This window comes from Nitratireductor sp. ATLC21, assembly GCF_057196525.1.
Genome location: NZ_JBXUOU010000001.1, coordinates 807460 through 834354 on the forward strand (window position 1 = coordinate 807460; position 26895 = coordinate 834354).

The window sequence follows — 26895 nt, forward strand, 5'->3', positions numbered from 1 at the left end:
GTCAGTAGGTAGACCGCGAAATGTCGCGTCCCGCGCTCTGCGTCGCATCGACCGCGTTGGCCGCATCCTTGCCAACGCCGCGAATTGTGTTGGCGCAGCCGGCAACAGAACCGGCGACGATAACGAGAATGGCCAGCCGGGAAAGAAGTGACACTTTCATGGTTTGTCTCCATCGCAGATAGATCGCCCGCATCAACGGGACAGTGACGATGCAGAAACGCGCGAAACCGCAAAAAGTTCTCGGACCCGAAAAGGTTCTCGTCATCGCATGCGGCATGATCGCGCGAGAGGTTCTGGCTGTACGAGACGCGCTTGGCTTCGCGCATCTGGAGCTGACCTGCCTCCCCGCAGAATACCATTATCGCCCCGACCGGATCGCCCCCGCCATGGATGCGGCCATAGTCAAGGCGCGCTCGGAGGGCTATCGTCACATCTTCGTCGGTTATGCGGATTGCGGTACCGGAGGAGCGCTCGACCGCGTCTGTGAGAAACACGGTGTCGCACGCATCGATGGCCCGCATTGTTTTGCATTTTACCAGGGGCTTTCGGCCTTCGATGCCACTGCCGAAGACGACATGCTTTCCTTCTACATGACCGACTTTCTGTGTCGCCAGTTCTATGCCTTTTTCATGAAACCGCTCGGTCTCGACAGGCATCCCGAATTGATCGGCGATTTCTTCGGCAATTATGAGAAACTCGTCTACCTCGCGCAGACAGAAGACCCAGAGCTCGAGCGCGTCGCACAGAATGCGGCAGTTTTTTTGGGATTGACCTATGAAAAGCGTCAAACCGGCTACGGCGATCTGACCAACGCGCTTGCCTTAGCGGCGCAAAGCGGTCGATAGCGGCGCATCCGACGCCATGAAATGGTTACATTGGCGGTGCAATTTTCCAGCATATTAGGTGATTTTCAGGAGATATTTTCATGCGCCGCATTTTCCTCCCCGCCCTGGTTATAGGCCTGAGCACAGTCCCGGTAAGCGCACAGTCGCTGGTTCAGGAAAAACTCGATATGGAGCGGGCCGGTTTCGAAAAAGACACGGTGATGCAGGACATCACTTACCGCGACGCCGCGCGTCTCGACGCATATGAACGGATACGTGCCGAAGCCGTGAAGCAGGCGAAAACCGGTGGGGCAGCGCCGGATGTGGCAATTCTGGAAGAAATCGAGCAGCGCGATCAACGCTCGTTTGAGGAGTTCGATCTCACGGGCGATTGGGAGTGCCGCACCATAAAAGCAGGCGGTCTTGTTCTACTCGTGGTCTATGACTGGTTCCATTGCAAAGTCAGCGACGACGGAGCCGGCTGGGTGTTGGAAAAACTGACCGGATCGCAGCGGACCAAGGGCCGCTTTTTTACCGACTCCGACAATCGGCTGATCTATCTCGGCAGCTATTTCGTGTCGCCCGACCGCCCGCCATCCTATGGCTCCGGCCGCGACAGCGATCAGGTGGCCTATGTTTTTCGCGACCGTGACGATGGTTGGCGGATGGAATTCCCGGCACCGCAGCGTGAATCCGTGCTCGATATTCTTGAATTCCGCCGTCTCCCATAAGCCTGGGCCAGCAGAACGGTGCTTGCGGCTTTTGTCATGAAGGCTTAACGCCATCCATACAAAACTGTACGTCATCCCGACCGGGATTCGAACGGCTGGCTAAAGAGTGAAATGAAGGCGGAGGGAATGGATTTGGATACGGTGTTGAGCGCACCGCCGGCTCACCTTCCGCCGCGCAGGCTGTCGCGCATCTTTCGCGACCTCGCGAAGCACGCTGAAGACAAGGTAACCATCGGCGAAATCCGCCAGGCGCTGGGCGACCGCAGCTTCGCCACCCTTCTTGTTTTCTTTGCCAGCCTCAACCTCCTGCCCTTCCCCCCCGGCAGCACGCTCGTGCTCGGGCCGCCGCTGGTTCTGGTCGCCCTGCAGATGGTGATGGGCAATCGCACCGTCTGGCTGCCCCGTTTCCTGCTCAACAAGGCCATCGGCGCCGACAAATTTCGCCATATGAGCGAACGCCTCATCCCGCGTCTGATCTGGCTCGAGCGGCTGATCAAGCCGCGTTACTGGCCGTTTGCACGCGATCATGCCGACAGGATCATCGGCCTTGCCGCCCTGATCCTGTCGATCGCCGTGACGCTTCCTATCCCGCTCGGCAACTGGTTTCCCGCCTTCTCCTGTACGCTGATCGGATTGGCCCTCTCCGAGCGTGACGGTATCCTTCTTGGTATTGCCATCACATGTGGTGTCCTCTCCCTCATGGTCATTGCGGGCGTCGTGATCGGCGCCAGCATGATGGCCGGCGCTGTGATGCACTAGCCCTCGCGCTACTCTTCCCTTCCACGTCGCATTTGAATGCACGCGCGTCGCCTTGCAGCAAGCGGGCGCGCAGCAATGCAGCAATTCTGAAAATCGAGGAAGGAACAGGCGCTTATGGCCCAGCTGATCATAGTATATTGGCGCGACATCCCCGCTCAGGTGATTGTCAGAAAGGGACGGCAGACAGCCAAGCGCGAACTGCCCCTTCGCTTCACCGAGGCCATCGACATGTGCGCCATGCGCGTCGGCGCGCGGGACACCGACGCCTACCTTGCCGAGTGGCGGCGCGGCGAGCCGGTCTCCGTTAGCGACGATCTGGAAGCAGAGGCCAATCTGGCTCTTGAAGCGATTGACCGCGAGTTCAACAGAGAACGCCTGCTGGCGCTCGTCAAGGCGGGTGGCCATGCCGATCGATAGCGCCACAAAGCCACCGACCGTCACCCAGGCAACGCTGGTAAAAAAGGCGCGTGAAACCCTTGCTTACAAACCAGCCGATGTTTCGCCGCAGCGCCGCGTCCAGCGCCGCTATACGATGCGCCGCTGGTCTGTGCGCCACGCGCGCTTTCTTGAATGGGTCTACGCTCGCTTTTCGCGCTTCTTCCTCCTCCTTCACCCATTCTGGAAGGCCGTAGGGTATGCACGCGCCGAGGCGCCAGTAAAATTCATCGAGCGCCATATGAAGGGGTTGATGTTCGACTGCCGCATGTGCGGCCAGTGCATCCTGTCTTCCACTGGCATGTCCTGCCCCATGAATTGCCCAAAGCAGCTGCGCAACGGTCCCTGCGGCGGCGTACGCAGCAATGGGAACTGCGAGGTGGAACCGGACATGCCGTGCGTCTGGGTGAAGGCTTGGGAGGGGGCTCAGGCCATGCGCGGGGGGCAAACGATCTTCGACGTGCAGAAGCCTGTCGACCAGTCCTTAAGAGAAAGCTCTGCCTGGCTACGGGTCACGGCACAAGCAGCACGCACGCGGGATGCCGAACGGAGCCATACTGAATGATGCCCCGCCCGCCCCAGATCGACGAAAACCCCGATGGCGTCGACCTGCCGCTCGAGCCCCTGCCTGGTCATTCGTCGCGGGGCCGGCTGGAACGTGTGCTGCGGCGCGGTGAATTTGCGGTGACAACAGAACTCAATCCACCCGACAGCGCCAATGCGCAGGATGTCTTTGAGCGAGCGGCAATCTTCGATGGATGGGTGGACGGCATCAACGCAGTGGACGCCTCCGGTGCCAATTGCCACATGTCTTCCATGGGAATCTGCGCGCTGCTCACGCGCATGGGCTACGCCACGATCATGCAGATCGCATGTCGTGACAGGAACCGCATCGCCATACAGGGCGACGTTTTGGGGGCCGCCGCCATGGGCGTAGGCAATATCATGTGTCTGACGGGCGATGGCGTGCAGGCAGGCGACCAGCCGGGCGCAAAACCCGTTTTCGACCTCGACTGCATGTCTCTTCTGGAAACCGTCCGCACCATGCGCGACGAGGAAAAGTTTCTTTCCGGTCGCACCCTCACAACGCCACCCGCCGTTTTCCTCGGCGCGGCCATCAATCCATTCGCCCCGCCCTTTGATTTTCGCCCTCACCGACTTGCCAAAAAGATCGCTGCCGGCGCGCAATTCGTTCAGAGCCAGTACTGCTATGATGTGCCGATGCTCAGGGACTACATGAAGCGGGTGCGCGATATGGGGCTCGACGAGAAATGTTTCATTCTGGTTGGTGTTGGGCCGCTCGCCTCGGCGAAAACCGCCCGCTGGATCCGCTCGAACGTCCCCGGCGTCCACATTCCCGATGCCGTGATCACGCGGCTTGAAGGCGCGGAAAAGCAGAAGGAAGAAGGCAAGCGCCTGTGCATCGACATCATCAATGAGGTGAAGGAAATCGAGGGCGTTTCCGGCATTCATGTCATGGCCTACCGGCAAGAGGAGTTCGTCGCGGAAATCGTTCACGATTCCGGCGTTCTGAAAGGCCGCAAACCGTGGAAGCGGGAGCCGGGCGCCGACGATGCCATGGTGGCCGAGCGGCTCGAACACATTCTGCATGACAATCCGAGCGAGACGCCCGTGGACATGGTGAAGGATGCGAGCGAGGCATCCAGCGAATGAAAACCATCGAGCAGCCGCATGGACGCCCACCATGCCTCCAGGAGGAATTTGAATGACCAGAACCATCGTCGCCTCTGCAAACCGGGAAGTCGTGATCGGCTTCGACCAACCTTTCTGCGTGATCGGCGAGCGCATCAACCCGACCGGACGCAAGAAGCTTGCTGCCGAAATGGTGGCCGGCAATTTCGAGACCGTGAAAAGCGATGCACTGGCTCAGGTCGCAGCCGGCGCCACCATGCTCGACGTGAATGCCGGCGTCACGGCGGTCGACCCCAACGCGACGGAACCCGGACTTCTGGTCCAGACTCTTGAAATCGTACAGAACCTGGTGGACGTACCGCTTTCCATCGATTCCTCAGTCTCTGCCGCTATCGAGGCTGGCCTGAAGATCGCCAAAGGCAGACCCTTGGTCAATTCGGTCACCGGGGAAGAGGAAAAGCTCGAGGCGATCCTTCCGCTGATCCGGAAATATGACGTGCCTGTCGTCGCCATCTCCAACGACGAGACCGGAATATCCGAAGACCCCGATGTGCGTTTCGAGGTTGCGAAAAAAATCGTTCAGCGCGCTGCCGACCATGGCATTCCCGCCCATGACATCGTCGTGGATCCTCTGGTGATGCCCATCGGCGCCATGGGGACCGCCGGCCAGCAGGTCTTCCGTCTCCTGCGGCGACTTCGAGAGGAGTTGAAGGTGAACACCACTTGCGGGCTCTCGAACATTTCCTTCGGCCTGCCGCACAGGCATGGCATCAATGCGGGCTTTATCCCCATGGTGATTGGAGCCGGCATGACGAGCGCAATCATGAACCCCTGCCGTCCGCAGGAGATGGAAATGGTGCGCGCCGCCAATGTGTTGAACGGCACAGACCCAAACTGCCAGAACTGGATCATGACCTATCGCGACCACCAGCCCGCAGCATCAGGCGAGCCGGTTGGGGCTGCTGCAGCCCCCGCTTCCTCCGGCGGGCGGCGGCGCGGCGGCCGCGAGGCGCGTCGGGCGCGGGGGTGAACAAGCTTTGATTTGCCTCCACTGGCCACGCAGCGCATTTCCAGTTCCGCTTCCAGGAAAACGGACCTCGCCATGAATGACGATCCCCTCGTGCTCTTCATGCCGTCGGGCAAGCGGGGTCGCTTCCGAAGGGGCACGACCGTGCTCGATGCCGCGCGGCAGCTTGGTGTCTATGTGGAGAGCGTGTGCGGCGGGCGCGCCACCTGCGGCCGATGCCAGATTGAGGTGCAGGAAGGACATTTCGCCAAGCACAAGATTTCTTCGTCCCCGGCTCACATATCACCGCTCGGCGCAAAGGAAGCCCGATATGCAGAAAAGCGCGTTCTGCCGCCCGGCCGCCGCCTTTCCTGTTCCGCCACCATCGAGGGTGATCTGGTGGTTGATGTACCCCAGGATGCGGTCATCAATGCGCAAGTGGTGCGCAAGGACGCCGATACGCGTGTCATCGAGCGACACCCCGCCGTGCACCTTTGCTATGTCGAGGTTGAAGAGCCCGACATGCACAAGCCCCTCGGCGATCTCGACCGCCTGAAAGCCGCTCTGCAGAGAGACTGGAGCTTTGGTCGCATCGAGGTAGACGCGCATCTCCTGCCACAAGTGCAGGCGATCTTGCGCAAGGGAGACTGGGCCGTTACCGCCGCCCTCCATCAAGACGCGGATGACGACATTGCCCGGCTCATTGCTCTGTGGCCGGGCTTGAAGAATGAGGCCTACGGGCTTGCCTGCGACATCGGTTCCACCACCATCGCCATGCATCTCGTGTCGCTATTGTCGGGCCGCGTGGTGGCCTCGGCTGGCGCGTCAAACCCGCAAATCCGCTTTGGCGAAGATCTGATGAGTCGGGTGTCTTACGTGATGATGAACCCGGACGGACGCGAGGGCATGACCCGCGCCGTACGCGAGGAAATCTCCAAACTCGTGCAGAAAGTTGCCGAAGACGGCGGCATCGCGCGCACCGACATTCTGGACACCGTCTTTGTTGCCAATCCCATCATGCACCACCTGTTTCTTGGCATAGACCCGACGGAACTTGGCGGTGCCCCCTTCGCGCTGGCAGTGTCCGAGGCCGTCAGCATCAGGGCGGACGATTTGAAACTCAACCTCAATCCGGGCGCGCGAACCTATCTCCTGCCCTGCATTGCGGGCCATGTCGGAGCCGACGCGGCTGCCGTCACCCTTTCTGAAGGCCCGCATCGGCAGGCTGAAATGATGCTCATCGTCGATGTGGGGACCAATGCGGAGATCGTTCTGGGCAACAAAAGCCGGGTGGTCGCCGCATCTTCACCCACCGGTCCTGCCTTCGAGGGTGCGGAAATTTCATCCGGTCAGCGCGCGGCACCCGGCGCCATCGAACGGGTGCGCATCGACCGTGAAACGCTCACACCGCGTTTTCGTGTGATCGGCAGCGAGCTCTGGTCGGACGAACCGGGTTTTCTCGCTTCGCTCGGCCAGACCGGCGTCACCGGCATCTGCGGCTCCGGCATCATCGAGGTCATCGCGGAGATGTATCTCGCCGGCATCATTTCCGAAGATGGTGTGGTGAACGGAATGCTGGCGGGTGAAAGTCCGCGCATCGTCGCCGAGGGCCGTACGTTTTCCTATGTTCTGAGCGAAACTGAACCGCGCATCACTGTCACCCAAAATGATGTACGGGCCATCCAGCTTGCCAAGGCGGCGCTCTATGCCGGCATCAAGCTTTTGATGGAGAAGCAGGACGTGGAGACCGTGGACACCATCCGCTTTGCCGGCGCCTTCGGCTCCTTCATCGATCCGCAATATGCCATGGTTCTGGGTCTCATACCCGATTGCGATCTGGCCCGTGTGTCGGCGGTTGGCAACGCCGCCGGAACGGGTGCACGCATGGCCTTGCTCAATCGCGACCATCGCCGTGAAATCGAACAAACGGTGCGCCGCATCGAGAAAATCGAAACAGCGCTTGAGCCAAAATTCCAGGAGCATTTCGTGAATGCCATGGCTCTTCCCAACAAGGTCGACCCGTTCCTGAAACTCGCCGGGCAGGTGCATCTCCCCCCTCGTTCGAGGTCGGATACCGCAGCCAATGAAACAGGCCACGCGCGCCCTCGCCGGCGCTCCCGCGAGGAACGTGCGGCACGAAGGAAACACCAATAGCAGCAACATGCGAATGGATGCAAAACGTCTGCATTCATTGTCAGAGGCCCTGCCCTCAATGCACGGCTTTCAGCATTTTATCGGTGATCGATTGGCGCCAGTCGGCACTCTCGGCCCAAGGATCAGGTGCTTTCAGTCGCTCTGGCATAGAGGTCAGGTTGAACGCACTGGATGAAGTGATGGCCTCGAGCTCACTCCAGGAGACAGGTGTGGCCACTGGCGCTCCGGGCTTCGCTCGCGTCGAATAAGGCGCGATGGCCGTGGCCGAGCGTTCGTTGCGCAGCCAGTCGACAAAAACCCGCCCTTCCCGCTTGGCTTTCGAGGCTTCCGCCAAAAACCGTTCAGGCTCGTCGTCGGAAAGACGTTTTGCAAACCCGCGGGCGAAATCCTTGACATCAGCCCATTGCCGGCGTCGCTCCAGCGGCGCGATTACGTGGATACCCTTGCCCCCGGTCAAAAGAGCCACTGTACGCAGGCCGAGATCAGCCAGTCGGGCTCGCACGGCAAATGCCGCGCTTCGAACAGCGTTGAAATCGAGTTCCTGGTCAGGGTCAAGATCGAAGACCAGCCGGTCGGGGAACTCGAGGCGATCAATGCGCGAGCCCCAGATATGGAATTCCAGCGTGCTCATCTGCACTGCAGCGATCACGCTCTTCAAATCATCGATATAGAGATATTCGTCCTTGTCGCCACTCTTCTCGGCTATCTCCAGGCGTCGCACAGCCTCCGGGAACCCTTTCCCGCCATGCCGCTGAAAGAAGCAGGGCCTCGCCCGCCCGTCCGGGCAACGCACCAGGCTGATGAGCCGCTTTTTCAGATGCGGCAGCATCCGCTGCCTCGCCTGCTCATAATACCGCGCCAGGTCGCTTTTGGTGATACTGTCCTCTTCGAACAGCACCTTATCCGGACTGGACAGCGAAACACCGCCAATCTGCAATCGATCATCCGAACTCATCTGCACCGGCCTCCAGCTTGTTTCAGCTCCGACGGCGCGCGTTTCGTTCAAAACCGACCGGATTCGCTGAAAATATCGAAAGTCGAGCGAATATGGTCGGCCGCAGCCCGCACCGGCGCCGAGGCATCAGGAGCAACGACCATGCCGATGTGATAGTTGCATAGCTTCGGCAAACCGTCCTTCGGACCAAGTTCCACGAGATCGTCCCGCAGGAAGGATTTGGGCAGTGGCGCGATGGCGAGGTCCGACAGGATAGCAGCCCGCTGTCCGGCCGTGTGGGCGCTCATATAGGCGATACGGTAGTCGCGGCCATCTTTTTCCATGGCAGAGAGCGCGCCAGCGCGCCAGGCGCAGCCCTCCTCCCAAAGGGAAAGCGGCAGCGGTTCGCGCAAATGAGCGCAACCGCCCTTGGCACCCGCCCAGACTATGGGTTCGGTGAAAACGATCTGAACGCTGCTGTCTTCAGATCCTTCGGTGCATGTGAGAAGTGTAAGATCGAGCTGCCGGTTGGCCATGCGCTTGCGCAGGTTCGCGCTCTGGTCAATGACCACATCGACAGCAATGGAAGGGTGGGTTTCTGCAAAGCGTTTGAGAACGCTGGGTAAGATGCGCTCGCCATAGTCATCCGGCGATCCTAATCGAACGATGCCGCTGATATCGGGCATCACGAACTTCGATACCGCTTCCCGGTTCAAAGCCAGCAATCTCCTAGCATAGTTCAATAATAACTCACCGTCTGCAGTGAGTGACACCGAGCGCGCATCGCGCTGAAAGACCGAGCGTCCTAACATTTCCTCGAGCTTCTTGATCTGCATGGAGACGGCTGAAGGCGTCCGGAAAACCGCATTGGACGCTGCGGTGAAACTGCCGGTCTCCGCAATTGCCACAAAGGTGCGCAGCACATCGAGCTCCAATAAGGGCATCGGATGATTGAGGGGGGCGTTCATGCCGTTCTCCATTCAATAACTTTGAACAAAAAGATCATTCGATTGTGTTTGATTGAACATCAACCTTGCGGCATAGTCAACCTTGTCAGGCGATGACGTCTGGCAAAGCAGCCAGACAGAGGAGAAGGACAATGTCTGTATTCACACGCATGAACCAGTATGTCCGTCACTACCGGACGACTCTGAACCGTAGGCGCACCGAGCGTCTGATCGACACGCTTCCTGCAGAAATCCGCAAGGATATCGGCTGGCCCGCACATTACACCGGTGTTCAGTCCGATGGGCAGGACAATCGCAGCATATCCCGTTTCTGAAGTGCTGTCCCAGACAAGGAGGAGTGTGGAATGACATTGCTGACAAAGGCCCTGAAGGCCGTGCGGGATTTCGCGATCGAGTTCGACGCGATGACCCATCACGCGAAATACGGCAGCCACCCCGCGAGGAAGCCCAGGCCCTCAGGCCGGTGCTCGCACTGACATGAAGACAAAAGCCACGCGCTTATGCGCAGCCTATCCTAAGCGAAGCTGACCCCGGCCCGTATGTCGGGGTCTTTTTTTGCCCTGCGCTGCAAATCCTCTGAATGTCGCTTTTTCTAACGTGCGCTTCGCTTTTTCCATCTCCTTGATCATCCGCACACGATAATTTCGCTGCATCGAACGAGCGACCCCACTCCATCCTGCATGAGAAGGCGCTCGGTGAGAGCCGATTGTCTTTCGATAAAAATGTTTCTGGAGCGCAGAATGAAGCTGTTTGCCCGCTTTATACGCCGCCAACGGGGCTCGAACCCGAACACGGTGTTTGCCCGTCAGCGGTTCGGCAAGACCATGCCGGGTGAGACCGGCGCACTCGCTGGTGCGCGGTTCGGTTTTCTCGTCAACTGACAAATCCCTCCCAGGCCATATTGAACACCCACCGCGTCACACCGGCGCGGGGGAGAACATTGTTTGCGCACTCGGGATCGTCGGCATCGAACGCAAATGCCGGTAAAACACGCCCTGCGCGGCCTCCCGGATTGACAGAAAACCCGTTTCCTGATGACGCTTGGATGACAGCGACTTGACCCGGGAAGCGGGCGTCATGTGCGATCGGGAGGCACCATGCCGGGCGAGAACCATCACAAACGGTCAATCGTTTTCTTTCTCATCCCCGACTTCACCATGATGGCTTTTTCGGCCGCGCTGGAGCCCTTGCGAACCGCCAATCGGATGGCAGGCTATGAGGCCTATACATGGCGCCTGGCAAGCAGCGACGGAGCACCTGTTCGCGCATCCAATGGCGTGGAGGTTGCCGTCGGGACTTCTCTCGCAGCCGAAAGGCAGAAGATGGTCGGGCACGAGCGCCCGTCAATGGTCATCGTGTGCGGCGGTCTGAACATCGAGGACTACAACAACAAGACCGTTTTTGCCTGGCTGCGCGAGGAGTACAACCGCGGCGTCGCCATTGGCGGGCTGTGCACGGCAGCCTATGTTCTGGCCGGAGCCGGTCTCCTCACCGACCGGCGATGCGCAATACACTGGGAGAACCTGCCTGGTTTCGCTGAAAGATACCCTCGTGCCCATGTGTTTGCTGATCTCTTCGAGACAGAGGCGAATATCTACACCTGCGCTGGTGGCACAGCCGCAATGGATATGATGCTGAAACTGATCGGTGAAGATTTCGATGAGAGCCTGATCAACCGGGTCTGCGAGCAATTATTAACAGATCGCGTCCGCAGCCCATCCGACCGCCAGCGCCTGCCGCTGAGGGCCAGGCTCGGTGTTCAAAATTCCAAAGTCCTGACCATCATCGAACTGATGGAGGCCAACCTGGCCGAACCTCTTTCTCTGGTGCAGATCGCCGAGAATGTCGGCCTTTCCCGCCGCCAGATCGAGCGGCTCTTCCGGCAGGAGATGGGACGTTCCCCAGCGCGCTATTATCTGGAAATCCGGCTCGACCGAGCCCGCCACCTGCTTATCCAGTCTTCCCTGCCTGTGGTGGAGGTTGCCGTCGCCTGTGGCTTTGTTTCGGCATCGCATTTCTCAAAATGCTACCGCGAACTCTACGCCCGATCGCCCCAGCAGGAACGCGCCGACCGCAAGCAGCTTCTCGTCGCTTGACCGAAAAAAATGAACGGCACGTGTCGGAGTGGAGGTCTGCCATTCGTTCTCGATGCATAGACAACCAATGGGAGCACCACAATGACCACGACCATCGACGTCACACCGTCCGCCGAAAACGAACTGGTTCTGGCCCGCATCATCGATGCACCGCGCGAAAAAATCTTCCGTGCCTGGACAGACCCGGAGATCCTCCAGCAATGGTTCGTACCAAAGCCATGGACCATCTCGAAAGTTGAGATGGACGTGCGCCCGGGCGGCTCAAGCCTCGTTGTTATGAGGGATCCGGATGGAAACGAGTATCCCAATCCAGGCGTATTTCTTGAGGTGATTGAGAACGAGAAAATCGTTACCACCGATGCCTTTACCGAGGCGTGGAAGCCCTCTCAAAAGCCCTTCATGACCATGATCCTCACCTTGGAGGACGCGGGCGAAGGCAAGACACGCTATATCGCCCGGGCGCGCCACTGGAACGCGGAAGATGTCGAAGCTCATGAAAAGATGGGCTTCCATGAGGGTTGGGGCCAATGCGCCGAGCAACTCGAAGAGATTGCCTCCAGACTGTAAGTGCCATCAGGGATCGCGCCACATCCAGGAGCGGTCCCGCCACATCTTTTCGCCGACGAGGCAGTCATAGGCACTATGAAACTGCGCGAGCACCACATGCAGCTCGTGCTTTTTCGTGTCCGCAAGCTCCAGCACAAGCTTGCGCCGAATGGCTTCTGGGAACTGCGACCAGTCATTCACCGGCACGACAAAGGCGCCCGGCCCTCCGATCACACAGTTTCGATAGTAGGTATCCAGGTCCTTGACGTCGAAACTGGTTGTCAGCCCGCCATTGGTCATCAGGGGCAGGCCATTGATGGTTATGCCCATATCCACCAGCCGGTCGCGTGCCGCTACCACCGGGCCGCCCTGGTTGTTGGGACCATCTCCGGAGACGTCCACCACGCGGCGCAGCCCCCGGAACCCGCTTTCAGCAAGCAGATCACTGGCAAAATCAAGGGCGCCGGAGATCGAGGTCCGGCGCGCACTGCTAGGGGGATTGGCTGACAATTGCTCGGCCACGCGCTGAGCGTCTTCAGCAGAAGCGATGCGGGTCCAGGGGATGATCACGCGTTGCGAAAAATGACCGGCCCATTCGAAATAGGTCACGGCAATCTTTCCATGCAGTCCACTCAATATGGCGTTCACAACGTCATCATGAACAAGAGCTTCTGCATATCCGCGGCGCTGAATCTCCAGTTCGCCTGAGGACATGGACAGCGAGACATCGACCGCCAAAACAAGCTGGACATCAACGATTTCCTGGGCTTTCGCTGCCGGTCCGCCAGCAAAAAAAACGCTGCAAAACCCAACGAAGGCAGCGATCAAGCTGCTTCTAGGAAATCGCTGAGTCGTTTCTGACCTGCGCATAGCCCAGTCTAGCGCATGATCGACCGCATACAAATCCCGCTATTTGGCGTAATCGTCCACCTGAACAAGAGCGAAGAACGATTTGCAATTCGCTAGCCGTCGGCGCGCAAGGCTGCATTCTCTGGATCGAACGGGCTTTCTCCGATCACCTTCGCCGGGTGGAGCTTGCCCAAAATCCTGATGTCCAGTTCAGTCCCTTCCGCAGCATGCTCGGGGCGCACCATGGCGAGCGCCAGGCTTTTGCCCACCCGCCAGCCAAAACCGCCATGGGTGGCGCGCCCGACCAGTTCTCCGGCCTTGTAGATTGCCTCGTTACCACGCGCATCGGCGTCAACGACACCCGCAACCTGCAGCGTGACATAGTTCCAGTTGAGCTCCGACTCGCGCTGCTTGAGAAGCGCCTCACGACCGATGAAATCACCCTTGTCGGGATGAACGAAACGGTCGAGCCCGCTTTCCCAGGCCGTATATTCAATGGAGAGTTCGCGTGGGATCAGACGATAGCTCTTCTCAATGGCCATCGCTGTCATGGCGCGAATGCCGAAGGGCTTGATGCCGAACTCCGCGCCTGCGTCCATGATCAGATCGAAGATCAGGCTCTGCTGCTCGATCGGATGGTGCAACTCCCAGCCAAGCTCACCTACGAAATTCACGCGCAGCGCATGGGCGCTCGCACGCCCGATTGAAATCTCCTTGCCCGAAAGCCACGGAAACGCCGCATTGGATAGGTCCGTGCGGGTAAGCCTGCGCATCACGTCACGGCTTTTCGGCCCGGCCAGAACGAACACGCCATATTGCTGCGTCAATGGCCGCAGAGCAACGGAACCGTCATCGGGAGCAAGCTTGAAGAGCACGTCATGATCATGCGCCTCATAGGCACCGGCGGACACCAGATAGAACCGCCCCGGCTTCCACTCGTAAACCGTGAATTCGGAACGCACCCCGCCGTTCTTCGTGAGCAGATGGCACAGCGCCACCCTGCCCCGCTTCTTCGGGATACGATTGGCGAGAATGCTGTCGAGCCAGACCCTTGCCCCCGGCCCCGAAACCTCGATCTTGGCGAAGGCCGACATGTCGAGAAGCCCGACATTCTCGTGGACGTTCCTCACCTCGTTCCCGACATGCTCAAAATAGTTTGAGCGGCGGAACGACCATTTTTCAACGACACGACCATCAGCAAGCGCCGGCGCGTGATTGTGCTTCAGGAGAACATCCGCACCAACGCCCAGTTCGCTTTCCGTAACTTGATAACCCTCCGGCGCAAACCAGTTGGGCCGCTCCCACCCGTAAACGGAGCCGAACACGGCACCGAGCTTCTTCATTCGCTCATAGCTCGGCGTCGTCTTCAGTGGCCGGGCGGCCGGGCGCTCCTCATCCGGATAATGCACGGTGAAGACATTGGCATAGGCCTCCTCGTTCTTTTCGCGCAGATAGCCTTCGGTGGCATAGGGTCCGAAGCGGCGCGGATCGACACCCATCATGTCGATGGAGGGCTCGCCCTCCACAATCCATTCGGCAAGCTGCCAGCCGGCCCCGCCGGCCGCCGTCACACCGAATGAGTGTCCCTCATTCAGCCAGAAATTCTTAAGGCCGGGCGCCGGTCCGATGATCGGCGAACCGTCGGGCGTATAGGCGATGGCGCCATTGTAGATCTTCTTGATCCCCACCTCGCCAAAGGCCGGAACCCGTGCGATCGCCGTTTCCACATAGGGCATGAGCCGCTCCAGATCCTCCTGGAACAGCTCGTACTCACTGTCGTCGGTCGGACCGTCCACATAGCAGCAGGGCGCACCGACCTCGTAAGGACCAAGCAGGAGACCGCCATTCTCCTCGCGCATATACCAGGAGGAATCGCTCTCGCGCAGAACGCCCATTTCGGGCAGCCCCTCTTTCTTGCGCGCGACAATGGCGGGATGCGGCTCAGTGACGATGTACTGGTGTTCGACCGGGATCACCGGCACGTCGAGCCCGACCATGGCACCCGTCCTGCGGGCAAAATTGCCGGTGCAGGAGATCACATGGTCACAGGCAATCTCGCCCTTGTCGGTGGTGACGGTCCAGGTCCCGTCATCGCCCTGTGCAATCGCGGTCACCGCGGTGTTGCGATAGATGGTTGCGCCGAGATCACGCGCGCCCTTGGCAAGTGCCTGTGTCAGATCGGCCGGCTGGATATAGCCGTCGTCGGGATGCTGGATCGCGCCGAGAAGCCCGTCGGTCTCGCAAAGCGGCCAGATCTCCTTCACCTGTTCAGGCGTGAGAACATTGACAGGAATGCCAATGGTTTCGGCAATCCCGGCGTAATACATGTACTCGTCCCAACGATCTTTGGTACGCGCGAGACGAATGTTGGAGCACTGCGTGAAACCGACATTCATGCCGGTCTCCTCCTGAAGCTCCTGATAGAATTTCACCGAGTATTTGTGGATCTGTCCGACCGAGTAGCTCATGTTGAACAGCGGCAGCAAGCCGGCGGCGTGCCAGGTGGAGCCGGATGTCAATTCCTTGCGCTCAAGCAGCACCACATCAGACCAGCCTTTTTTGGCCAGGTGGTAGAGCGTCGATACCCCCACCACACCACCGCCGATGACTACCGCTCGCGCATTGGCCTTCATGCTCTCACTCCCCTCGATCGCTCTCCGGCCGAACTGTGCAGCCAGGCTGGATATGACCCGTGACAGAAGCCGATCCTAGTCTGACGGGCACAGGGCTGTTTTGCCTGAATGCGACATCACAGAAGCGGCGCGCGCCATTAAGCAAATCGGACGTTTTGCCCAGCCGATTAACCTCTTTTCACCGCCTCTCCGGTAAAAAATGCCCCAACGGCAGGATATTTGCTTTCGGGGACACACATGACGATGGCGGTCGATCACGCAGCGACAGCAAAACGGCGCACTTGGCTGACAAGCCCGGTTTCCATTCTCGCGATCACCGCACTTGTGATGGCGGCGTTTCTCGCCCTGCCGCTGAATGTGCCGATCGGCCCCATGTATTGGGACCTGTTCATCTATTTCGATGCTGCCAACAGGCTCTTTTCCGGGCAGGTTCCGGCCACGGATTTCTTCGCACCGGTAGGCCCCCTCGGCTATTATCTGTTTGCCGGCGGCGTCAAACTCTTTTCCAACGCACAACCGCTGCTTCTGGTGCACTGGTCGCTTTTTGCAGTCACCGCACCGCTGATGGCGCTGGCACTCTGGCGAGTGGATCAAAGGTCACGCGCCACCGCGCTGGCGCTGCTCCTGCCATTCCTCGTCTTCGCCGTGCTGCCTTTCAACACACGCGAATTCTATTCCTTTCCCGGCTCCGACGGGTTTGGCATATACAACAGGCAGGTCTGCCAGCTTCTTTATGTGCTGACTGTCGCGCTCATCTATCTGCGTGATCAGCGCCTCCTGCTGATTTCCATTGTCGCCGGCATGACAGGGCTTTTCCTGACAAAGATCACCGGCTTCGTATCAGGCGGGCTGCTTTGCGCCTTTGCCTTCGCAGCAGGCCGCATCTCATTGCGAACCGCCATCGCGTCCGCCGTCCTGTTCCTCGGCATTCTCGGTCTTTTGGAAGCCGCAAGCGGTTTCACGCTCAACTATTTCGCCGATATTCTGGCACTGGTGGTGATGAATGAGGGAAGCCTTCTGCCGCGTTTCCTTCAGGCCGCGTCCCACACATTCGGCATTGTCGCTCCGGCGGGCCTTCTCGCACTCACGCTGATCTTCCACGATCGCGCCGCCCTTTTGGCAAAACTCCGCTCGGGAAGCCTCTCGGGCATGGCAAGCGTCATCGACCATGAAGCCTTCTGGATCATGGCGGTGCTCATCGCCGGCATTTTCTTCGAGACCCAGAACACCGGAAGCCAGGCGCTCATCTTCATCTGGCCCGCAATTCTGCCCGCCCTCACGCGGCTCTGGCAAACCGAAACGGCCCGCAGCCCGGCCTTTCTGGTCGCAGTCGCTCTCGCCGCTGCAGCAGCACTCCCGCCACTCGTCAACACGGTTGAGCGCGCGGCTCGCACCTATATCGGCGCGATCAAGAATGTTGAGCTGCCGAACAGCAACCTGAAAACATTGGGACGCGTCAACATGCGCCCCGAAGTCCTCCGGCGGTCGGAAAAGATGCTCGATTTCTACGCCCGGCATCGCGATACCTATGCCGATTTCATCCGCATTCAGGAACTTCCGGCCTATATGTACTATTCGGAATTCGACTTTCAGGCCGCGCATCTCCTGGCCATCGACGGTGCCATCGACGCGATCCGCGAGCTGGAAGCGGAACAGGGAATCAGGTTCGAAACCATCCTCAACCTCAACTTCGTCAATCCCTTCCCCTGGCTACTGGATCGGAGTGCGCCCCTGCATGTGGCCATTGGTGCCGATCCGACACGCGCCGTTCCCCCGCCGGATGCCGAAGCGCTGGAAGCCGTTCGCCACACGGACCTGATCCTGCACCCCACCTGCCCACTGACCACGGCCAATGCGGATCTTCTGAAGATTTACGCCCCCGCCATGCAGGACCATGAGCGCATCGCGCTTAACCAATGTTTCGATGCCTATCTCAGCCCCCGTATGGCAGACCGGATCGAATAGGCGCGGCAGCTCTTTCAAAGCCGGGCGCACACCCCTCATCCGCCTGCCGCCCCTTCTCCCCGTTTACGGGGAGAAGGGCGATGGCCGCAACGCTGATGAAAGCCTCCTTCTCCCCGCCTGCGGGGAGAAGGTGCCGGCAGGCGGATGAGGAACGAACGCCATCGCAGACAAAAAGAAGGCCGGGACAAGCCCGGCCAGTTGTCGCGCGAGAGGCGCTATTCCTAAACGTTTCAAAGCCTTGAAAAGCGTTTCAGACTCATTCTCTCAGAAGCAGGCTCTCACTTCACCTGGCTTTTGACGAAATCCTTCACGATGGAAACGACACCGCGCCCAAGCAGCGCATCGAGCGAGTCCACGAGCTTGTCCACATGCTCGGGTCGCATAATGAGCGGCGGCAGGAGACGGATGACATTGCGGTTGTATTCGGTGAAGGCCACCAGCACATCGTAATCGCGCAGCAGAAGCGCACCGACAAAGCCAGAGAGCGAACCCTTCAGCTTTTCGTCCAGCACACCCACCACCGGGCGTAGGACCGCCGGCAGGGTCTGCGAGAAATCATGGAATTCGAGCCCGACCATGCAGCCACGGCCGCGAATGTCCTTGATGATGCGCGGATACTTGTCCTTCAGCGCATTGAGACGCTCGACCAGATAGGCGCCGGTGCTTTCGGCGTTCTCCATCAGCGCCTCGTCGTAGAGCACATTGGTGCCCTCGATGGCCGTGGCGCAGGCCTCGCCGATACCGCCAAACGTGGCCATGGCGTGGATCATCGCCGTTTTCGGCGTGCCATAGGCCTTCATGTAGATGTCGCGCTTGGCGATCATCGCGGCCATGGCCGCCTTGCCGGCACCCAGCGACTTGGCGAGCGCGGTGATGTCCGGCACCACGTCATAGTGCTCAAAGGCGTAGAAACGGCCGGTCCGCCCGTAGCCGCACTGCACCTCGTCGGCCACCCAGATCACGCCGTACTGGTCGCAGAGCTGGCGCAGCTTCTGCCAGAATTCGCGCGGCGCCTCGTTGATGCCGCCACCGCCCTGCACCGTTTCAAGAACGATCGAGCCAATCTCCGGATCGGTGCGGAAAGCTGTTTCGATGGCATCGATATCGCCAAAGGGTACACGCACCGTGTTGTCCGTCAGGCGGAACTCGGCGCGGTAGAGATTGCCATCGGTGATGGTGAGAACGCCCTTGGTCTTGCCGTGGAAGGAATTTTCTGCATAGACGACCTTCGGCCGCTTGGGACCGGCCGCGCGCTCGGCGAGCTTGATCGCCGATTCCATCGCCTCGGAGCCCGAAGAGCCCAAAAACACCATGTCGAGCTCACCCGGCGAACAGGCGGCCAGATTGGCAGCGAGCGCCGTCGCATATTGCGACATAAAGGCGATGGCGATCTCATGGCGCTTCTCGTCCTGGAATTTCTTGCGCGCTTCGAGAATCCGAGGATGGTTATGGCCGAAGGCCAGCGACCCGAAACCGCCGAAGAAGTCGAGGATCTTTCGACCGTTCTGGTCGATGTAATACATCCCCTCAGCGCTTTCGATCTTGATCTTGTGGAAGCCCAGAAGCTTCATGAAGTGAAGCTGGCCGGGGTTCAGATGCGCCTTGAACAGATCGGTCATCCGCTCGACGCTCAAAGCCTTGGCATCTTCCACGGTGAGAAGATCGGGTTTCGCGATTGTCCTGGGTGCGAGTTCGGGTGCATCCATCACGGGCCTTGCCCCTTCTGTCTCGGTCTTTGTCACGACGGTCATGGCGACCTCTCCTACTCGGCCGCAACCTGGCTGGCGCCGACGGCCTGGCCAGATTTCTTGGCACGATATTCGTCATAGGCGGCAATCAGCATGTCGCCATCATTGTATTGCGGCACCCAGCCCAGGTCGCGCTCACCCTTGGAGACGTCGAGCACGCACATCTCGTCGGCAATCAGATATTGCTCCGGATCCATGAGCGGCATGTTCATTCGGTCAAGCAAATCGAGCGTGCGCTTCACGGCCCATCCGGGCGTCGGCACAAGGATCGATTTGGAGCCCGCATGCTTCACCAGATCGCCAAGCAGCTTGCGCACCGGCGGCGGGTTGAGCGAGCCGAGATTATAGGCCTCGTTCGGCACACCGGCCTTCCAGGCAAGGCGCGCAGCCTCCGCACAGTCGAACACAGAGATGAACTGATAGGGATTCTTGCCCGAGCCGATCATCGGCACCGGCAGATTCATGTCCACCAGCTTGAACAGCTTTTCCAGAATGCCCAGGCGTCCCGGCCCGATGATGAGACGCGGGCGGAACAGCGAGATGTTCATGCCGCGCTTGCGCCATTCGGCTGCCAGCACTTCCGTATCGAGCTTCGACTGGCCGTATTCGCCAAGCGGCGAAACCGGGTGATCCTCGGTCATCGGATAAGTGACGGTATGGCCGTAGATCATGTCGGTGGTAAAGTGGACGAGGTTTTTCGCACCCGCCTTGTCCATCGCCTCAATGATGTTGACCGTGCCGTGATAATTCACCGGATAGAAGAAATCGTGCCGTTTGGCGCGCACCTGGATCGGCGAGAGCATCTTGGCCGACAGGTTATAGACCATGTCGTCGGCCTTCATGCCCACCGCCTCAATCGCCGCGGGATCGGTCACATCGCAATGGACAAACGTCACCTGGCGATAGTGCGGCAGGTCGCTCTTCACGATATCGGCAACGATCACCTCTTCGCCATCGGCCACGAGCTTGGGGGCCAGGTGCCGGCCGACGAAGCCGTCACCGCCAAAAATGATATGTCTCATTGGATCATCGACCTTTCGGACTGAGGTTTGTCTTTGGCGAGCGCTGCCTGCTCTTCAGGCATCTCGCGGCCGCTCTGTGCGATCAGCACGGTGCCGACGCAGATGAGCGCAATGCCGGCAATGCGATAGGCGTTCAGATCCTCCTTGAAGAGCAGATACGCGAACACCGCCACCGCCACATAGGCAAGGCTCAGAAATGGATAGGCGAAGGACAGATCCACCTTCGAAAGCACGTAGAGATGAGAGGCCATGGAAATGACGAACACACACAGGCCCGCGAAAATCCACGGACTGAAGACAATCTGAAGGATCTTCAGGATCGGGTTGGCACCGGCAAAGCTCAAATCGCCGAGCGTCATCATGCCGTGCTTCAGCATGAGCTGCGCAGCCGCGTTGGTCATCACCGTGAAGAGTATGAAGGGTATATATTTCATCGTGTCCCGCCCTTGTCCGTCATAGCGTCCTCTTGCAAACAAAGCGTGAAGCGCTGCAGAAAAATTGCATCCATTGCGTGAGTTTTTCGGTGCGCAACCGGAACCGGCCATTTATTCGGCAGCATGGCGCCCCCGTGTGGCCTCGGCCGGCAATTGCAGCGCCGTGCGCCGCCAGAAGTCGGAAAGAAATGCAGGATCGCGCAACGCCTCGAGATCGCGCCATCCCGGGAAAGACGCCTCGAACAAATCCGCTCCCATGCGCGCATCCTTGTAGGGATTGACCGCACCGCCCGCCTCGACCGTCATGCGATCAAGCTGCTCAAACAGGGCATATGTGGCCGAGCCGGCATTGGAGAAGTCCAGCGTCAGCGTATAGCCCGGCCTCGGAAACGAGAGAATGCCTGGCGAAGCGACATCGCCGAAACGCTTGAGCACGGTCAGAAACGAAGCCTGCCCGGCCTCGCGCGCCGCCATCAGCATGGCCGGAATGGTCTCCCGCGCCGCGTCGAACGGCACCACGCTTTGATGCTGCAGAAGACCACGCGGACCATAGAGCCGGTTCCAGTGGCGCACGGCATCGAGCGGAAAGAAATAGCTTTGATATGAAGAACGCCGGACCCCCTCCACCCGTGCCTTGCTCCATGCGAATGCACGGTTGAACAGGGTCAGGGACCAGCGGTTCAGGAGGTTGAGCGGTGGCCGGAATGGAATGGCAAGACGGGGGCTGGAAGGAGAACTGTAGACCTCCCCATCCTCCGCATGATTTGCCGTGAGCAGGAACCCCCTGCCCGCATTGGCGCCGGAAGCCAGTTGATCGAGCCAGGCCACAGCATATTCGTTGTTGGTGTCAGCCTCTTCGGCAAGGTCAAAATATTCGCCGAGCCCCGAAAAGCCACGCACATGCTCGTTCACATCGACGGAAGCGACCTTCATCAGCCGGATCGTCGCCTCGACGATGAGGCCGGTCAGCCCCATGCCGCCTATGGTGGCGCGAAAGAGCTCCACGTTCTCCTGTTCGCTGCAATGCCGCGTCTGGCCGTCCGAGCGCAGCAGCGTGAACGAGACCACATGGCATCCGAACGTGCCGCGCCAATGATGGTTCTTGCCATGCACGTCATTGGCAATCGCGCCGCCCAGGGTGACAAACTGCGTGCCCGGCACCACGGCGGGAAACCATCCCCTTGGACCGACATGAGCAATGAGGTCCGACAGCATGAGCCCGGCCTCAGCCGTCAGAATCCCGCTCTCCGCATCGAATGAGAGGATGCGCTTCATGGAGCGCATGTCGATCAGCGCGCCGGCATCGTTCAAACATGTGTCACCGTAGGAGCGCCCATTGCCATAGGGCAGAACTGTCTCAGGCAATCCCCGGCCCGTACACAGCCGCTGGATCGCGTCTTCAGCGCCGATCGCCTGAGCCGTGCCTTTGCGCACCAATCCGAACGCCCCGAATTCAGTCATGCCTCAGAGCCCCGCCGTGAACAGGAGAAGCGCACCAAGCAAACCAAACAGCTGACTGCGCCAGTCACTGATGATGAAGACGATGGGATCGTCATGCATTTCATCGCGCCGCGCCAGGATCCACATGCGGATCGTGATGTAGAGGACGATTGGGCAAAGCGGCCAGATCAGCCACGGCATCTCGTAAAGATCACGCACAGCGCTGCTTTGAATATAGAGCGCCAGAACCATCGCCGAGGAAAAGGCGGAGGCCATACCCGCCTGCGCAATCACTTCCTGATCCTCTGCGCGATACCCCCTCCCCGCAATGCGCTCGCCGGCCGGGAGCTCCGTGGAGCGGAGCTCAACATACCGCTTGACCAGCGCAAGCGAGAGAAAGAAGAACACGGAGAATGCCAGTAGCCAGAATGAGACGCCAATCATGGTCGCCGCGCTACCGGCAAGAATGCGCACCGTGTAGAGACCTGCCAGCGTCAACACGTCAATCAGCAACATCCGCTTGAGGGATAGGGAGTAAGCGGTCGTGGCCACCAGATAGGCAATCAGCACCAGGCCGAAAAGCGGCGGCAGGAAAAGCGCCGTTGCGCCGCTGATCGCCAGAAGCGCGAGCATCGAGGCAAAGCCGAAAGGAATGGAAAGCATCCCGCTTGCAAAGGGCCTGTTCCGCTTCGTGGGGTGCCGGCGGTCCAGTCCGAGGTCGAAAAAATCGTTCAGAATATAGATGGCCGAGGCCGCCGTGCTGAATGAGATGAAGGCCAGGACACAGAGGACGAGCAGCGGAACATTGAAATATTCATGGCTGAGAATCAGCGGCACGAAGATCAGACTGTTCTTCAGCCATTGATGAACTCTGAGCATTTTTACATAAGTCTTGACCGTTGGCCGGGGTGCCGTCAGCAACTCGCCACCATTGACGGCATGCCAGCGCGCGGCGGCGCGATCAGGCGCAACCACGATCGCACTGCGTGCGGCATCGAAGACAGCAACATCGGCGCGGCTATTGCCCGCATAGTCAAATCCGCCATCGCCAAACGCCTCGATCAGCGCGTCACGCTTCATGCCGGATGCCATGTTGCGCCCGGGTTCGGTGGAGATGACTTCGTCAAAAACCCCGAGGTGTTCTGCGATTGCATCCGCGAATTTCTTCGGCGAAGCCGTTGCCAGAACAATATGTCGCCCGTCTGCCTTGTCTTTGCGTAGCTGTGCGAGAAGATCCTGCCGGTAAGGCAACCCTGCCGCGTCCAGCTCTACACGTGCGGCGATCTCGCATTTGAGCCGCGCCTTGCCGCCCAGCAGCCAAAGTGGAAGGAGAAACAGACACAGCGGCTTCCGGCGCAGGAGCATAAAGAGGCTCTCCCACAGAAGATCGGTCGCAATCAGCGTGCCGTCGAGATCGACAGCCAAAGGCACTGCATTGCGTTCAGATCGCGCGTCCATAAAAGCCCCCCGACGAGATGACCGTTCTTCAAACGGCCATACGCGAAAGGAGCTTCCAAAGTCTGAAGCCATCGATAGACGAGGCAAATGTGCAGACAGAAATCAAAAACAGGCTTAAGGCTTCCCTAAGGACAAGCAGCGAAAACCAGGCGCACAAAAAAACCCCGGCAGGGTCTGCCGGAGTTTTGTTGATGAGGCATTCGAACCTCGAGACCGATACACTCAGCGCACGCGGCCACGGCCCTCGGAAATCTCGACCGTTTCAGAACCGGTCAGCACTTCGCGGTCACCATTGGGCATGGTGACAAAGCAGCCGGCCGCACAGAACTCGATCGTTTCGCCCGCACCCACCACGATCTCCGATTGCGAGCCGCCTTCGGTAACGACGATGGTCTGTGGTTCGCTGTCGCGATTGACCACACTCGCAGCAAAGGCCGAACCGCCGGCGAAAATGAACGTGGTGGCCGCAAGTGCAAATATCTTCATGGTTTTCATCGGTGTTTCACCACCCCTGTAACAGCGGGCACGACTGCCCTTTGGCCCCGTTTATAGAGATTTCAACCTGAACGGCAACTGAACGGCGCATCCAGCTTCCCGCCGCTATTCCGGGTCGACCTTGCGTCGGCGCCGCCTTTTGCCTGCCGGTAAATCACCTTGCTCGTCCTGGACCCCGTCCGCCAATTCTTCTTCGTTTGGCGTCTCGTCGGGCTCCTGTGCCCTGAACAGCCCGGAGCGCACGTGGATATCGCGTTGCGGAAACGGAATTTCGATCCCCTCTGCTTCAAACGCATCCACGATGGCAAAACGGATGTCGTTCTGCACGTTGAGCTGCATGAGGATGTCTGAAAGATAAACACGGATCTCGAAATCGAGAGAGGAATCGCCAAAGCCGGCAAACAGTACGAACGGTTCAGGGTTCTTGAGAACAAGCGGATGGGATCTGGCAATTTCAAGCAGGATCTCGTGTACGCGCCGAACGTCGGACCCATAGGCAACACCGATCGGTATCTCCATGCGTCCAAGCTTGTTGCGGTGGGTCCAGTTGCCGACGGCCGCATTGATCAGCTCGGAATTCGGCAGGATCACCGACTGGCGCTGAAACGTTTCGATCTCCGTGGCGCGGACGGAAATCTTCTTTACCGTGCCGGACACGCCGCCCGCAACGATCCAGTCGCCCGCCTTGAACGGGCGTTCGGCGAGCAAAATCAGACCCGAAACGAAGTTCGAGACAATGTTCTGCAGCCCGAAACCGATTCCGAGCGAAAGAGCACCAGCCACAAGGGCGAGATTGGACAGATTGATACCGGCCGCCGAGATACCGATCAGCGCAGCGATCACCAGCCCCACATAGCCGATGCCGGTGCGGATGGAATTGCGCACGCCAGAATCCATGCGGCTGCGCGCCATCACCTTGCCGTCGAGCCAGCTCTGGAACCAGCGTGTGACGAAATAGCCAATTACGAAAACGAGTATACCGGTGAGGATTCCCACGATGGAGAATGAGAGAGAGCCGACCTGTATCCTGCCGGCGATACGATAGCTCCACGCCGTCAGATCGGCCCATCGGAACCCCCACTGCAGAAGGATGAGCGGGACGCCGATCAGGATTACGATCATGTTGATCAGCATGCCGGTGACAAGGCCGAGCTGGTCAAGCGCGGTTTCATCGAAAGCCGTGTAACGCTCCAGCCGCCGTGCCAGCCAGGAATTGGCGAACGCGCCCTCCGACGTGATCGCCCCTGCTGTCAGGAAGCCGATATACATGGTGGCGATGATCGCGCCCGTGACCACGGCCTGCTGGGAAAGGAACCGCGCAAAGCCGATATAGCCGAGCATCGCCGCGATAATGATCGCAGCCCCCAGAGCGAACAAGAGATAGCGGAACTTAAGTGGCCATGGCTTCGGGTTGCCCTCCTCGTCATCCAGAGGACTGACGCCGCCAATCGCCATGATAAGCAGTCCCACAATGACGGTAGCCACGAGGCTGGTGGCCACTGTCAGCGAGAGCTGAGAACCGAACAGCGAATAGACCTGGTCCATGAAATAATCGAACCCGGTCGCGATCGCGGTGACCACCGCCAGAACAAGCAGCCATTGAGCTGCCTGAGACCGCACCGGCAAAAGCCGCCAGTTCGGACGTCGCGGCGCAAGAATGGCGCGCGCCAGGCGGTAGACGAAATAGACGAGGATGATGACGGAAAAAAGCGACCAGAGAAGCGGTTGAATATCAGTTCGGAGAAGACTGAAGTAATCTAGGAAATAGTAGGTCGATGCCAGAAAAACCCCGATCGACAAAGACGGGATCAGGGTGGAAAAGAGCCCCACCGAGAGACGGCTGAGATAGGTGGGTTCTGCCTCGGTGGGATCAGGCTCTACGAAATCGCCAAACAACCGCCGCCCCCCGAAAAGCAGCGTAAGAGCGGCAATCGTTGCCAGTGTGGTGGCAAGCAAGAGCGATTTCAGGCGATATTTGAACACGAAAGAGAGCCAGGCGGAAACCCGCTGATAAACGCGCCCGACCTCTTGTGCGAACTCCCCGGCAACGTCCGCACTCAAGGCGGCCGAAACGTCGTAGCGGCGTGAAAGCGTCCGTGTGAAGAGGTCACGACGCAGTTCTGCAATCCCATCGACGACACTGTTGATGCGAACGGTAAGCCTCTCGGCATCGCCGATCAGCACGTTGAAGCTCGCCTTCTCGTCGAGCAGGCGGGTGCGTTCCCGCGTCACCTCCTCCGGTTCTGCCGGTTCGCCCTCCTTGCGCGGTTCTCCCAATTGTTCGAGACGCGTATTGATCTCAGAAAGCCTCGGACGAAATGCCAGGCTGGCATCGAAGACTTCCCGCGCCAGCTTTTCCAACTCAACCCGGACCGAGACGAGTTCGCCATCGTCCGTGGCCTGATCGTCGATCTCCTGTTCCAGCCCGTCGACGGTGGCTTCGATTTCAGAGAGCTTTTCGCGTTGCGTCGTCAGGAAGTTTTCCGGTCCCTGAGCCAGCGCCGGCGCAAGGCTGGCCAGCTGGAAAACGAGGCACAGGACGACCGGCAAGGCGCGAAATGTCAGCAACATGTCTAGCAGTCTTTTCAGAATCATACGCAATCGGAGATCGGCTTTAATCAGAGAACATTGCCTGAGCCACGCCTGCGCAGCAAGCATAGGGCCGTGCCGGAGTCGGGTCTGTGAAAAGCCATGGCGCTTTATTTGCCTCCAGTGTCCAGCCTGTCCTATAGCTTTGGTCTGGGT

Annotated in this window: 26 protein-coding genes; 14 read left to right on the plus strand and 12 right to left on the minus strand. The window is 59.4% G+C overall.

Annotation, left to right across the window (positions count from 1 at the left end; all coding sequences use genetic code 11):
• Position 1: 1 nt before the first annotated feature.
• A complete protein-coding gene (locus AC2CHD_RS03965; protein ID WP_484552654.1) occupies positions 2 to 160 on the minus strand; it encodes an entericidin domain-containing protein in 159 nt (52 codons plus the stop codon).
• A 49-nt stretch (positions 161 to 209) separates the two neighbouring features.
• On the opposite strand from AC2CHD_RS03965, the gene AC2CHD_RS03970 reads away from it, so the two are divergent.
• From AC2CHD_RS03970 to AC2CHD_RS04005, 8 genes are all read left to right on the plus strand, one after another.
• Complete coding sequence (locus AC2CHD_RS03970; RefSeq protein WP_484552655.1) at positions 210 to 845, plus strand: DUF1638 domain-containing protein; 636 nt, start codon at positions 210 to 212, stop codon at positions 843 to 845.
• A gap of 80 nt (positions 846 to 925) precedes the next feature.
• Positions 926 to 1555 (plus strand): DUF4893 domain-containing protein, encoded by a 630-nt coding sequence (locus tag AC2CHD_RS03975; RefSeq protein WP_484552656.1) that lies wholly within the window; start codon positions 926 to 928, stop codon positions 1553 to 1555.
• A 126-nt stretch (positions 1556 to 1681) separates the two neighbouring features.
• Positions 1682 to 2314, plus strand: a complete 633-nt coding sequence (locus AC2CHD_RS03980; RefSeq protein ID WP_484552657.1) for an exopolysaccharide biosynthesis protein — start codon at positions 1682 to 1684, stop codon at positions 2312 to 2314.
• A 114-nt stretch (positions 2315 to 2428) separates the two neighbouring features.
• Complete coding sequence (locus tag AC2CHD_RS03985; RefSeq protein ID WP_229448976.1) at positions 2429 to 2731, plus strand: virulence factor; 303 nt, start codon at positions 2429 to 2431, stop codon at positions 2729 to 2731.
• Positions 2718 to 3314: a methylenetetrahydrofolate reductase C-terminal domain-containing protein gene (locus AC2CHD_RS03990; protein ID WP_229448975.1), complete on the plus strand. Its 597-nt coding sequence runs from the start codon at positions 2718 to 2720 to the stop codon at positions 3312 to 3314. Before AC2CHD_RS03985 ends, AC2CHD_RS03990 begins: the two co-directional genes overlap by 14 nt.
• Positions 3311 to 4423, plus strand: coding sequence for a methylenetetrahydrofolate reductase (locus AC2CHD_RS03995; RefSeq protein ID WP_484552658.1), 1113 nt, complete (start codon positions 3311 to 3313; stop codon positions 4421 to 4423). The genes AC2CHD_RS03990 and AC2CHD_RS03995 overlap by 4 nt, the downstream gene beginning before the upstream one ends.
• A 52-nt stretch (positions 4424 to 4475) precedes the next feature.
• Positions 4476 to 5432, plus strand: coding sequence for a methyltetrahydrofolate cobalamin methyltransferase (locus AC2CHD_RS04000; RefSeq protein ID WP_484552659.1), 957 nt, complete (start codon positions 4476 to 4478; stop codon positions 5430 to 5432).
• A 72-nt stretch (positions 5433 to 5504) separates the two neighbouring features.
• Positions 5505 to 7562 carry an ASKHA domain-containing protein gene (locus AC2CHD_RS04005; protein WP_484552660.1) on the plus strand — a complete coding sequence of 686 codons (2058 nt, stop codon included), beginning with the start codon at positions 5505 to 5507 and terminating at the stop codon, positions 7560 to 7562.
• A gap of 55 nt (positions 7563 to 7617) precedes the next feature.
• Here the strand turns inward: AC2CHD_RS04005 and ligD are convergent, their stop codons facing one another.
• Together ligD and AC2CHD_RS04015 are read right to left on the minus strand one after the other, a co-directional pair.
• Positions 7618 to 8517, minus strand: coding sequence for a non-homologous end-joining DNA ligase (gene ligD / locus AC2CHD_RS04010; protein WP_484552661.1), 900 nt, complete (start codon positions 8515 to 8517; stop codon positions 7618 to 7620).
• Positions 8518 to 8564: 47 nt separating this feature from the next.
• Positions 8565 to 9464: a LysR substrate-binding domain-containing protein gene (locus AC2CHD_RS04015; protein ID WP_229448970.1), complete on the minus strand. Its 900-nt coding sequence runs from the start codon at positions 9462 to 9464 to the stop codon at positions 8565 to 8567.
• A gap of 131 nt (positions 9465 to 9595) precedes the next feature.
• Between AC2CHD_RS04015 and AC2CHD_RS04020 the strand changes: the two genes are divergently transcribed.
• The 5 genes from AC2CHD_RS04020 (at position 9596) to AC2CHD_RS04040 (ending at position 12127) form a co-directional block, all read left to right on the plus strand.
• Entirely contained in the window at positions 9596 to 9778 is a 183-nt protein-coding gene (locus AC2CHD_RS04020; RefSeq protein WP_229448969.1) for a hypothetical protein, read from the plus strand.
• 30 nt (positions 9779 to 9808) lie between these two features.
• The gene (locus tag AC2CHD_RS04025; protein WP_255663563.1) at positions 9809 to 9940 is read left to right on the plus strand and encodes a hypothetical protein; all 132 of its coding nucleotides are present in this window, start codon (positions 9809 to 9811) and stop codon (positions 9938 to 9940) included.
• Positions 9941 to 10204: 264 nt separating this feature from the next.
• The gene (locus AC2CHD_RS04030) at positions 10205 to 10345 is read left to right on the plus strand and encodes a hypothetical protein (protein ID WP_229448968.1); all 141 of its coding nucleotides are present in this window, start codon (positions 10205 to 10207) and stop codon (positions 10343 to 10345) included.
• A 216-nt stretch (positions 10346 to 10561) separates the two neighbouring features.
• On the plus strand, positions 10562 to 11560 hold the full coding sequence (locus tag AC2CHD_RS04035; protein WP_484552662.1) for a GlxA family transcriptional regulator: 999 nt from the start codon (positions 10562 to 10564) through the stop codon (positions 11558 to 11560).
• Between the two features lie 81 nt (positions 11561 to 11641).
• Positions 11642 to 12127, plus strand: coding sequence for an SRPBCC family protein (locus tag AC2CHD_RS04040; RefSeq protein WP_229448966.1), 486 nt, complete (start codon positions 11642 to 11644; stop codon positions 12125 to 12127).
• A 6-nt stretch (positions 12128 to 12133) separates the two neighbouring features.
• On the opposite strand, the gene AC2CHD_RS04045 is transcribed toward AC2CHD_RS04040, so the two are convergent.
• Both AC2CHD_RS04045 and AC2CHD_RS04050 read right to left on the minus strand, forming a co-directional pair.
• Positions 12134 to 12976 (minus strand): DUF1194 domain-containing protein, encoded by an 843-nt coding sequence (locus AC2CHD_RS04045; RefSeq protein WP_484552663.1) that lies wholly within the window; start codon positions 12974 to 12976, stop codon positions 12134 to 12136.
• 92 nt (positions 12977 to 13068) lie between these two features.
• On the minus strand, positions 13069 to 15588 hold the full coding sequence (locus AC2CHD_RS04050) for a GcvT family protein (protein WP_484552664.1): 2520 nt from the start codon (positions 15586 to 15588) through the stop codon (positions 13069 to 13071).
• A gap of 237 nt (positions 15589 to 15825) precedes the next feature.
• Between AC2CHD_RS04050 and AC2CHD_RS04055 the strand changes: the two genes are divergently transcribed.
• Positions 15826 to 17553: a hypothetical protein gene (locus tag AC2CHD_RS04055; protein WP_484552665.1), complete on the plus strand. Its 1728-nt coding sequence runs from the start codon at positions 15826 to 15828 to the stop codon at positions 17551 to 17553.
• A 278-nt stretch (positions 17554 to 17831) separates the two neighbouring features.
• Here AC2CHD_RS04055 and AC2CHD_RS04060 read toward each other — a convergent pair whose 3' ends face one another.
• The 7 genes from AC2CHD_RS04060 to AC2CHD_RS04090 all read right to left on the minus strand — a co-directional run bounded on the left by AC2CHD_RS04060 (position 17832) and on the right by AC2CHD_RS04090 (position 26721).
• Positions 17832 to 19259: an aspartate aminotransferase family protein gene (locus AC2CHD_RS04060; protein ID WP_484553210.1), complete on the minus strand. Its 1428-nt coding sequence runs from the start codon at positions 19257 to 19259 to the stop codon at positions 17832 to 17834.
• 56 nt (positions 19260 to 19315) lie between these two features.
• A complete protein-coding gene (locus tag AC2CHD_RS04065) occupies positions 19316 to 20323 on the minus strand; it encodes an NAD-dependent epimerase/dehydratase family protein (RefSeq protein ID WP_484552666.1) in 1008 nt (335 codons plus the stop codon).
• Positions 20320 to 20757: an EamA family transporter gene (locus AC2CHD_RS04070; RefSeq protein ID WP_229448961.1), complete on the minus strand. Its 438-nt coding sequence runs from the start codon at positions 20755 to 20757 to the stop codon at positions 20320 to 20322. The genes AC2CHD_RS04065 and AC2CHD_RS04070 overlap by 4 nt, the downstream gene beginning before the upstream one ends.
• A 111-nt stretch (positions 20758 to 20868) precedes the next feature.
• The gene (locus tag AC2CHD_RS04075; RefSeq protein ID WP_484552667.1) at positions 20869 to 22218 is read right to left on the minus strand and encodes an FAD-binding oxidoreductase; all 1350 of its coding nucleotides are present in this window, start codon (positions 22216 to 22218) and stop codon (positions 20869 to 20871) included.
• A gap of 3 nt (positions 22219 to 22221) precedes the next feature.
• Entirely contained in the window at positions 22222 to 23655 is a 1434-nt protein-coding gene (locus AC2CHD_RS04080; protein ID WP_484552668.1) for a UbiA family prenyltransferase, read from the minus strand.
• Positions 23656 to 23877: 222 nt separating this feature from the next.
• Positions 23878 to 24150: a hypothetical protein gene (locus AC2CHD_RS04085; RefSeq protein ID WP_229448958.1), complete on the minus strand. Its 273-nt coding sequence runs from the start codon at positions 24148 to 24150 to the stop codon at positions 23878 to 23880.
• Positions 24151 to 24255: 105 nt separating this feature from the next.
• Complete coding sequence (locus tag AC2CHD_RS04090; RefSeq protein ID WP_484552669.1) at positions 24256 to 26721, minus strand: mechanosensitive ion channel domain-containing protein; 2466 nt, start codon at positions 26719 to 26721, stop codon at positions 24256 to 24258.
• Positions 26722 to 26895: the final 174 nt, after the last annotated feature.

What these genes read in the sequence shown, in the direction of transcription:
- AC2CHD_RS04055 (WP_484552665.1), top strand. Translation starts at nt 15,826, where the DNA reads ATGACGATGGCGGTCGATCACGCAGCGACAGCAAAACGGCGCACTTGG.
- AC2CHD_RS04050 (WP_484552664.1), bottom strand. Translation starts at nt 15,588, where the DNA reads ATGAAGGCCAATGCGCGAGCGGTAGTCATCGGCGGTGGTGTGGTGGGG.
- AC2CHD_RS04025 (WP_255663563.1), top strand. Translation starts at nt 9,809, where the DNA reads ATGACATTGCTGACAAAGGCCCTGAAGGCCGTGCGGGATTTCGCGATC.
- AC2CHD_RS03980 (WP_484552657.1), top strand. Translation starts at nt 1,682, where the DNA reads ATGGATTTGGATACGGTGTTGAGCGCACCGCCGGCTCACCTTCCGCCG.
- AC2CHD_RS03975 (WP_484552656.1), top strand. Translation starts at nt 926, where the DNA reads ATGCGCCGCATTTTCCTCCCCGCCCTGGTTATAGGCCTGAGCACAGTC.
- AC2CHD_RS04000 (WP_484552659.1), top strand. Translation starts at nt 4,476, where the DNA reads ATGACCAGAACCATCGTCGCCTCTGCAAACCGGGAAGTCGTGATCGGC.
- AC2CHD_RS04070 (WP_229448961.1), bottom strand. Translation starts at nt 20,757, where the DNA reads ATGAAATATATACCCTTCATACTCTTCACGGTGATGACCAACGCGGCT.
- AC2CHD_RS03995 (WP_484552658.1), top strand. Translation starts at nt 3,311, where the DNA reads ATGATGCCCCGCCCGCCCCAGATCGACGAAAACCCCGATGGCGTCGAC.
- AC2CHD_RS04060 (WP_484553210.1), bottom strand. Translation starts at nt 19,259, where the DNA reads ATGGATGCACCCGAACTCGCACCCAGGACAATCGCGAAACCCGATCTT.
- AC2CHD_RS04075 (WP_484552667.1), bottom strand. Translation starts at nt 22,218, where the DNA reads ATGACTGAATTCGGGGCGTTCGGATTGGTGCGCAAAGGCACGGCTCAG.
- AC2CHD_RS04065 (WP_484552666.1), bottom strand. Translation starts at nt 20,323, where the DNA reads ATGAGACATATCATTTTTGGCGGTGACGGCTTCGTCGGCCGGCACCTG.
- AC2CHD_RS03970 (WP_484552655.1), top strand. Translation starts at nt 210, where the DNA reads ATGCAGAAACGCGCGAAACCGCAAAAAGTTCTCGGACCCGAAAAGGTT.
- AC2CHD_RS03990 (WP_229448975.1), top strand. Translation starts at nt 2,718, where the DNA reads ATGCCGATCGATAGCGCCACAAAGCCACCGACCGTCACCCAGGCAACG.
- AC2CHD_RS04045 (WP_484552663.1), bottom strand. Translation starts at nt 12,976, where the DNA reads ATGCGCAGGTCAGAAACGACTCAGCGATTTCCTAGAAGCAGCTTGATC.
- AC2CHD_RS04040 (WP_229448966.1), top strand. Translation starts at nt 11,642, where the DNA reads ATGACCACGACCATCGACGTCACACCGTCCGCCGAAAACGAACTGGTT.
- AC2CHD_RS04035 (WP_484552662.1), top strand. Translation starts at nt 10,562, where the DNA reads ATGCCGGGCGAGAACCATCACAAACGGTCAATCGTTTTCTTTCTCATC.
- AC2CHD_RS04020 (WP_229448969.1), top strand. Translation starts at nt 9,596, where the DNA reads ATGTCTGTATTCACACGCATGAACCAGTATGTCCGTCACTACCGGACG.
- AC2CHD_RS04085 (WP_229448958.1), bottom strand. Translation starts at nt 24,150, where the DNA reads ATGAAAACCATGAAGATATTTGCACTTGCGGCCACCACGTTCATTTTC.
- AC2CHD_RS03985 (WP_229448976.1), top strand. Translation starts at nt 2,429, where the DNA reads ATGGCCCAGCTGATCATAGTATATTGGCGCGACATCCCCGCTCAGGTG.
- AC2CHD_RS04015 (WP_229448970.1), bottom strand. Translation starts at nt 9,464, where the DNA reads ATGAACGCCCCCCTCAATCATCCGATGCCCTTATTGGAGCTCGATGTG.
- AC2CHD_RS04080 (WP_484552668.1), bottom strand. Translation starts at nt 23,655, where the DNA reads ATGGACGCGCGATCTGAACGCAATGCAGTGCCTTTGGCTGTCGATCTC.
- AC2CHD_RS04030 (WP_229448968.1), top strand. Translation starts at nt 10,205, where the DNA reads ATGAAGCTGTTTGCCCGCTTTATACGCCGCCAACGGGGCTCGAACCCG.
- AC2CHD_RS04090 (WP_484552669.1), bottom strand. Translation starts at nt 26,721, where the DNA reads ATGTTGCTGACATTTCGCGCCTTGCCGGTCGTCCTGTGCCTCGTTTTC.
- AC2CHD_RS04005 (WP_484552660.1), top strand. Translation starts at nt 5,505, where the DNA reads ATGAATGACGATCCCCTCGTGCTCTTCATGCCGTCGGGCAAGCGGGGT.
- AC2CHD_RS03965 (WP_484552654.1), bottom strand. Translation starts at nt 160, where the DNA reads ATGAAAGTGTCACTTCTTTCCCGGCTGGCCATTCTCGTTATCGTCGCC.
- ligD (WP_484552661.1), bottom strand. Translation starts at nt 8,517, where the DNA reads ATGAGTTCGGATGATCGATTGCAGATTGGCGGTGTTTCGCTGTCCAGT.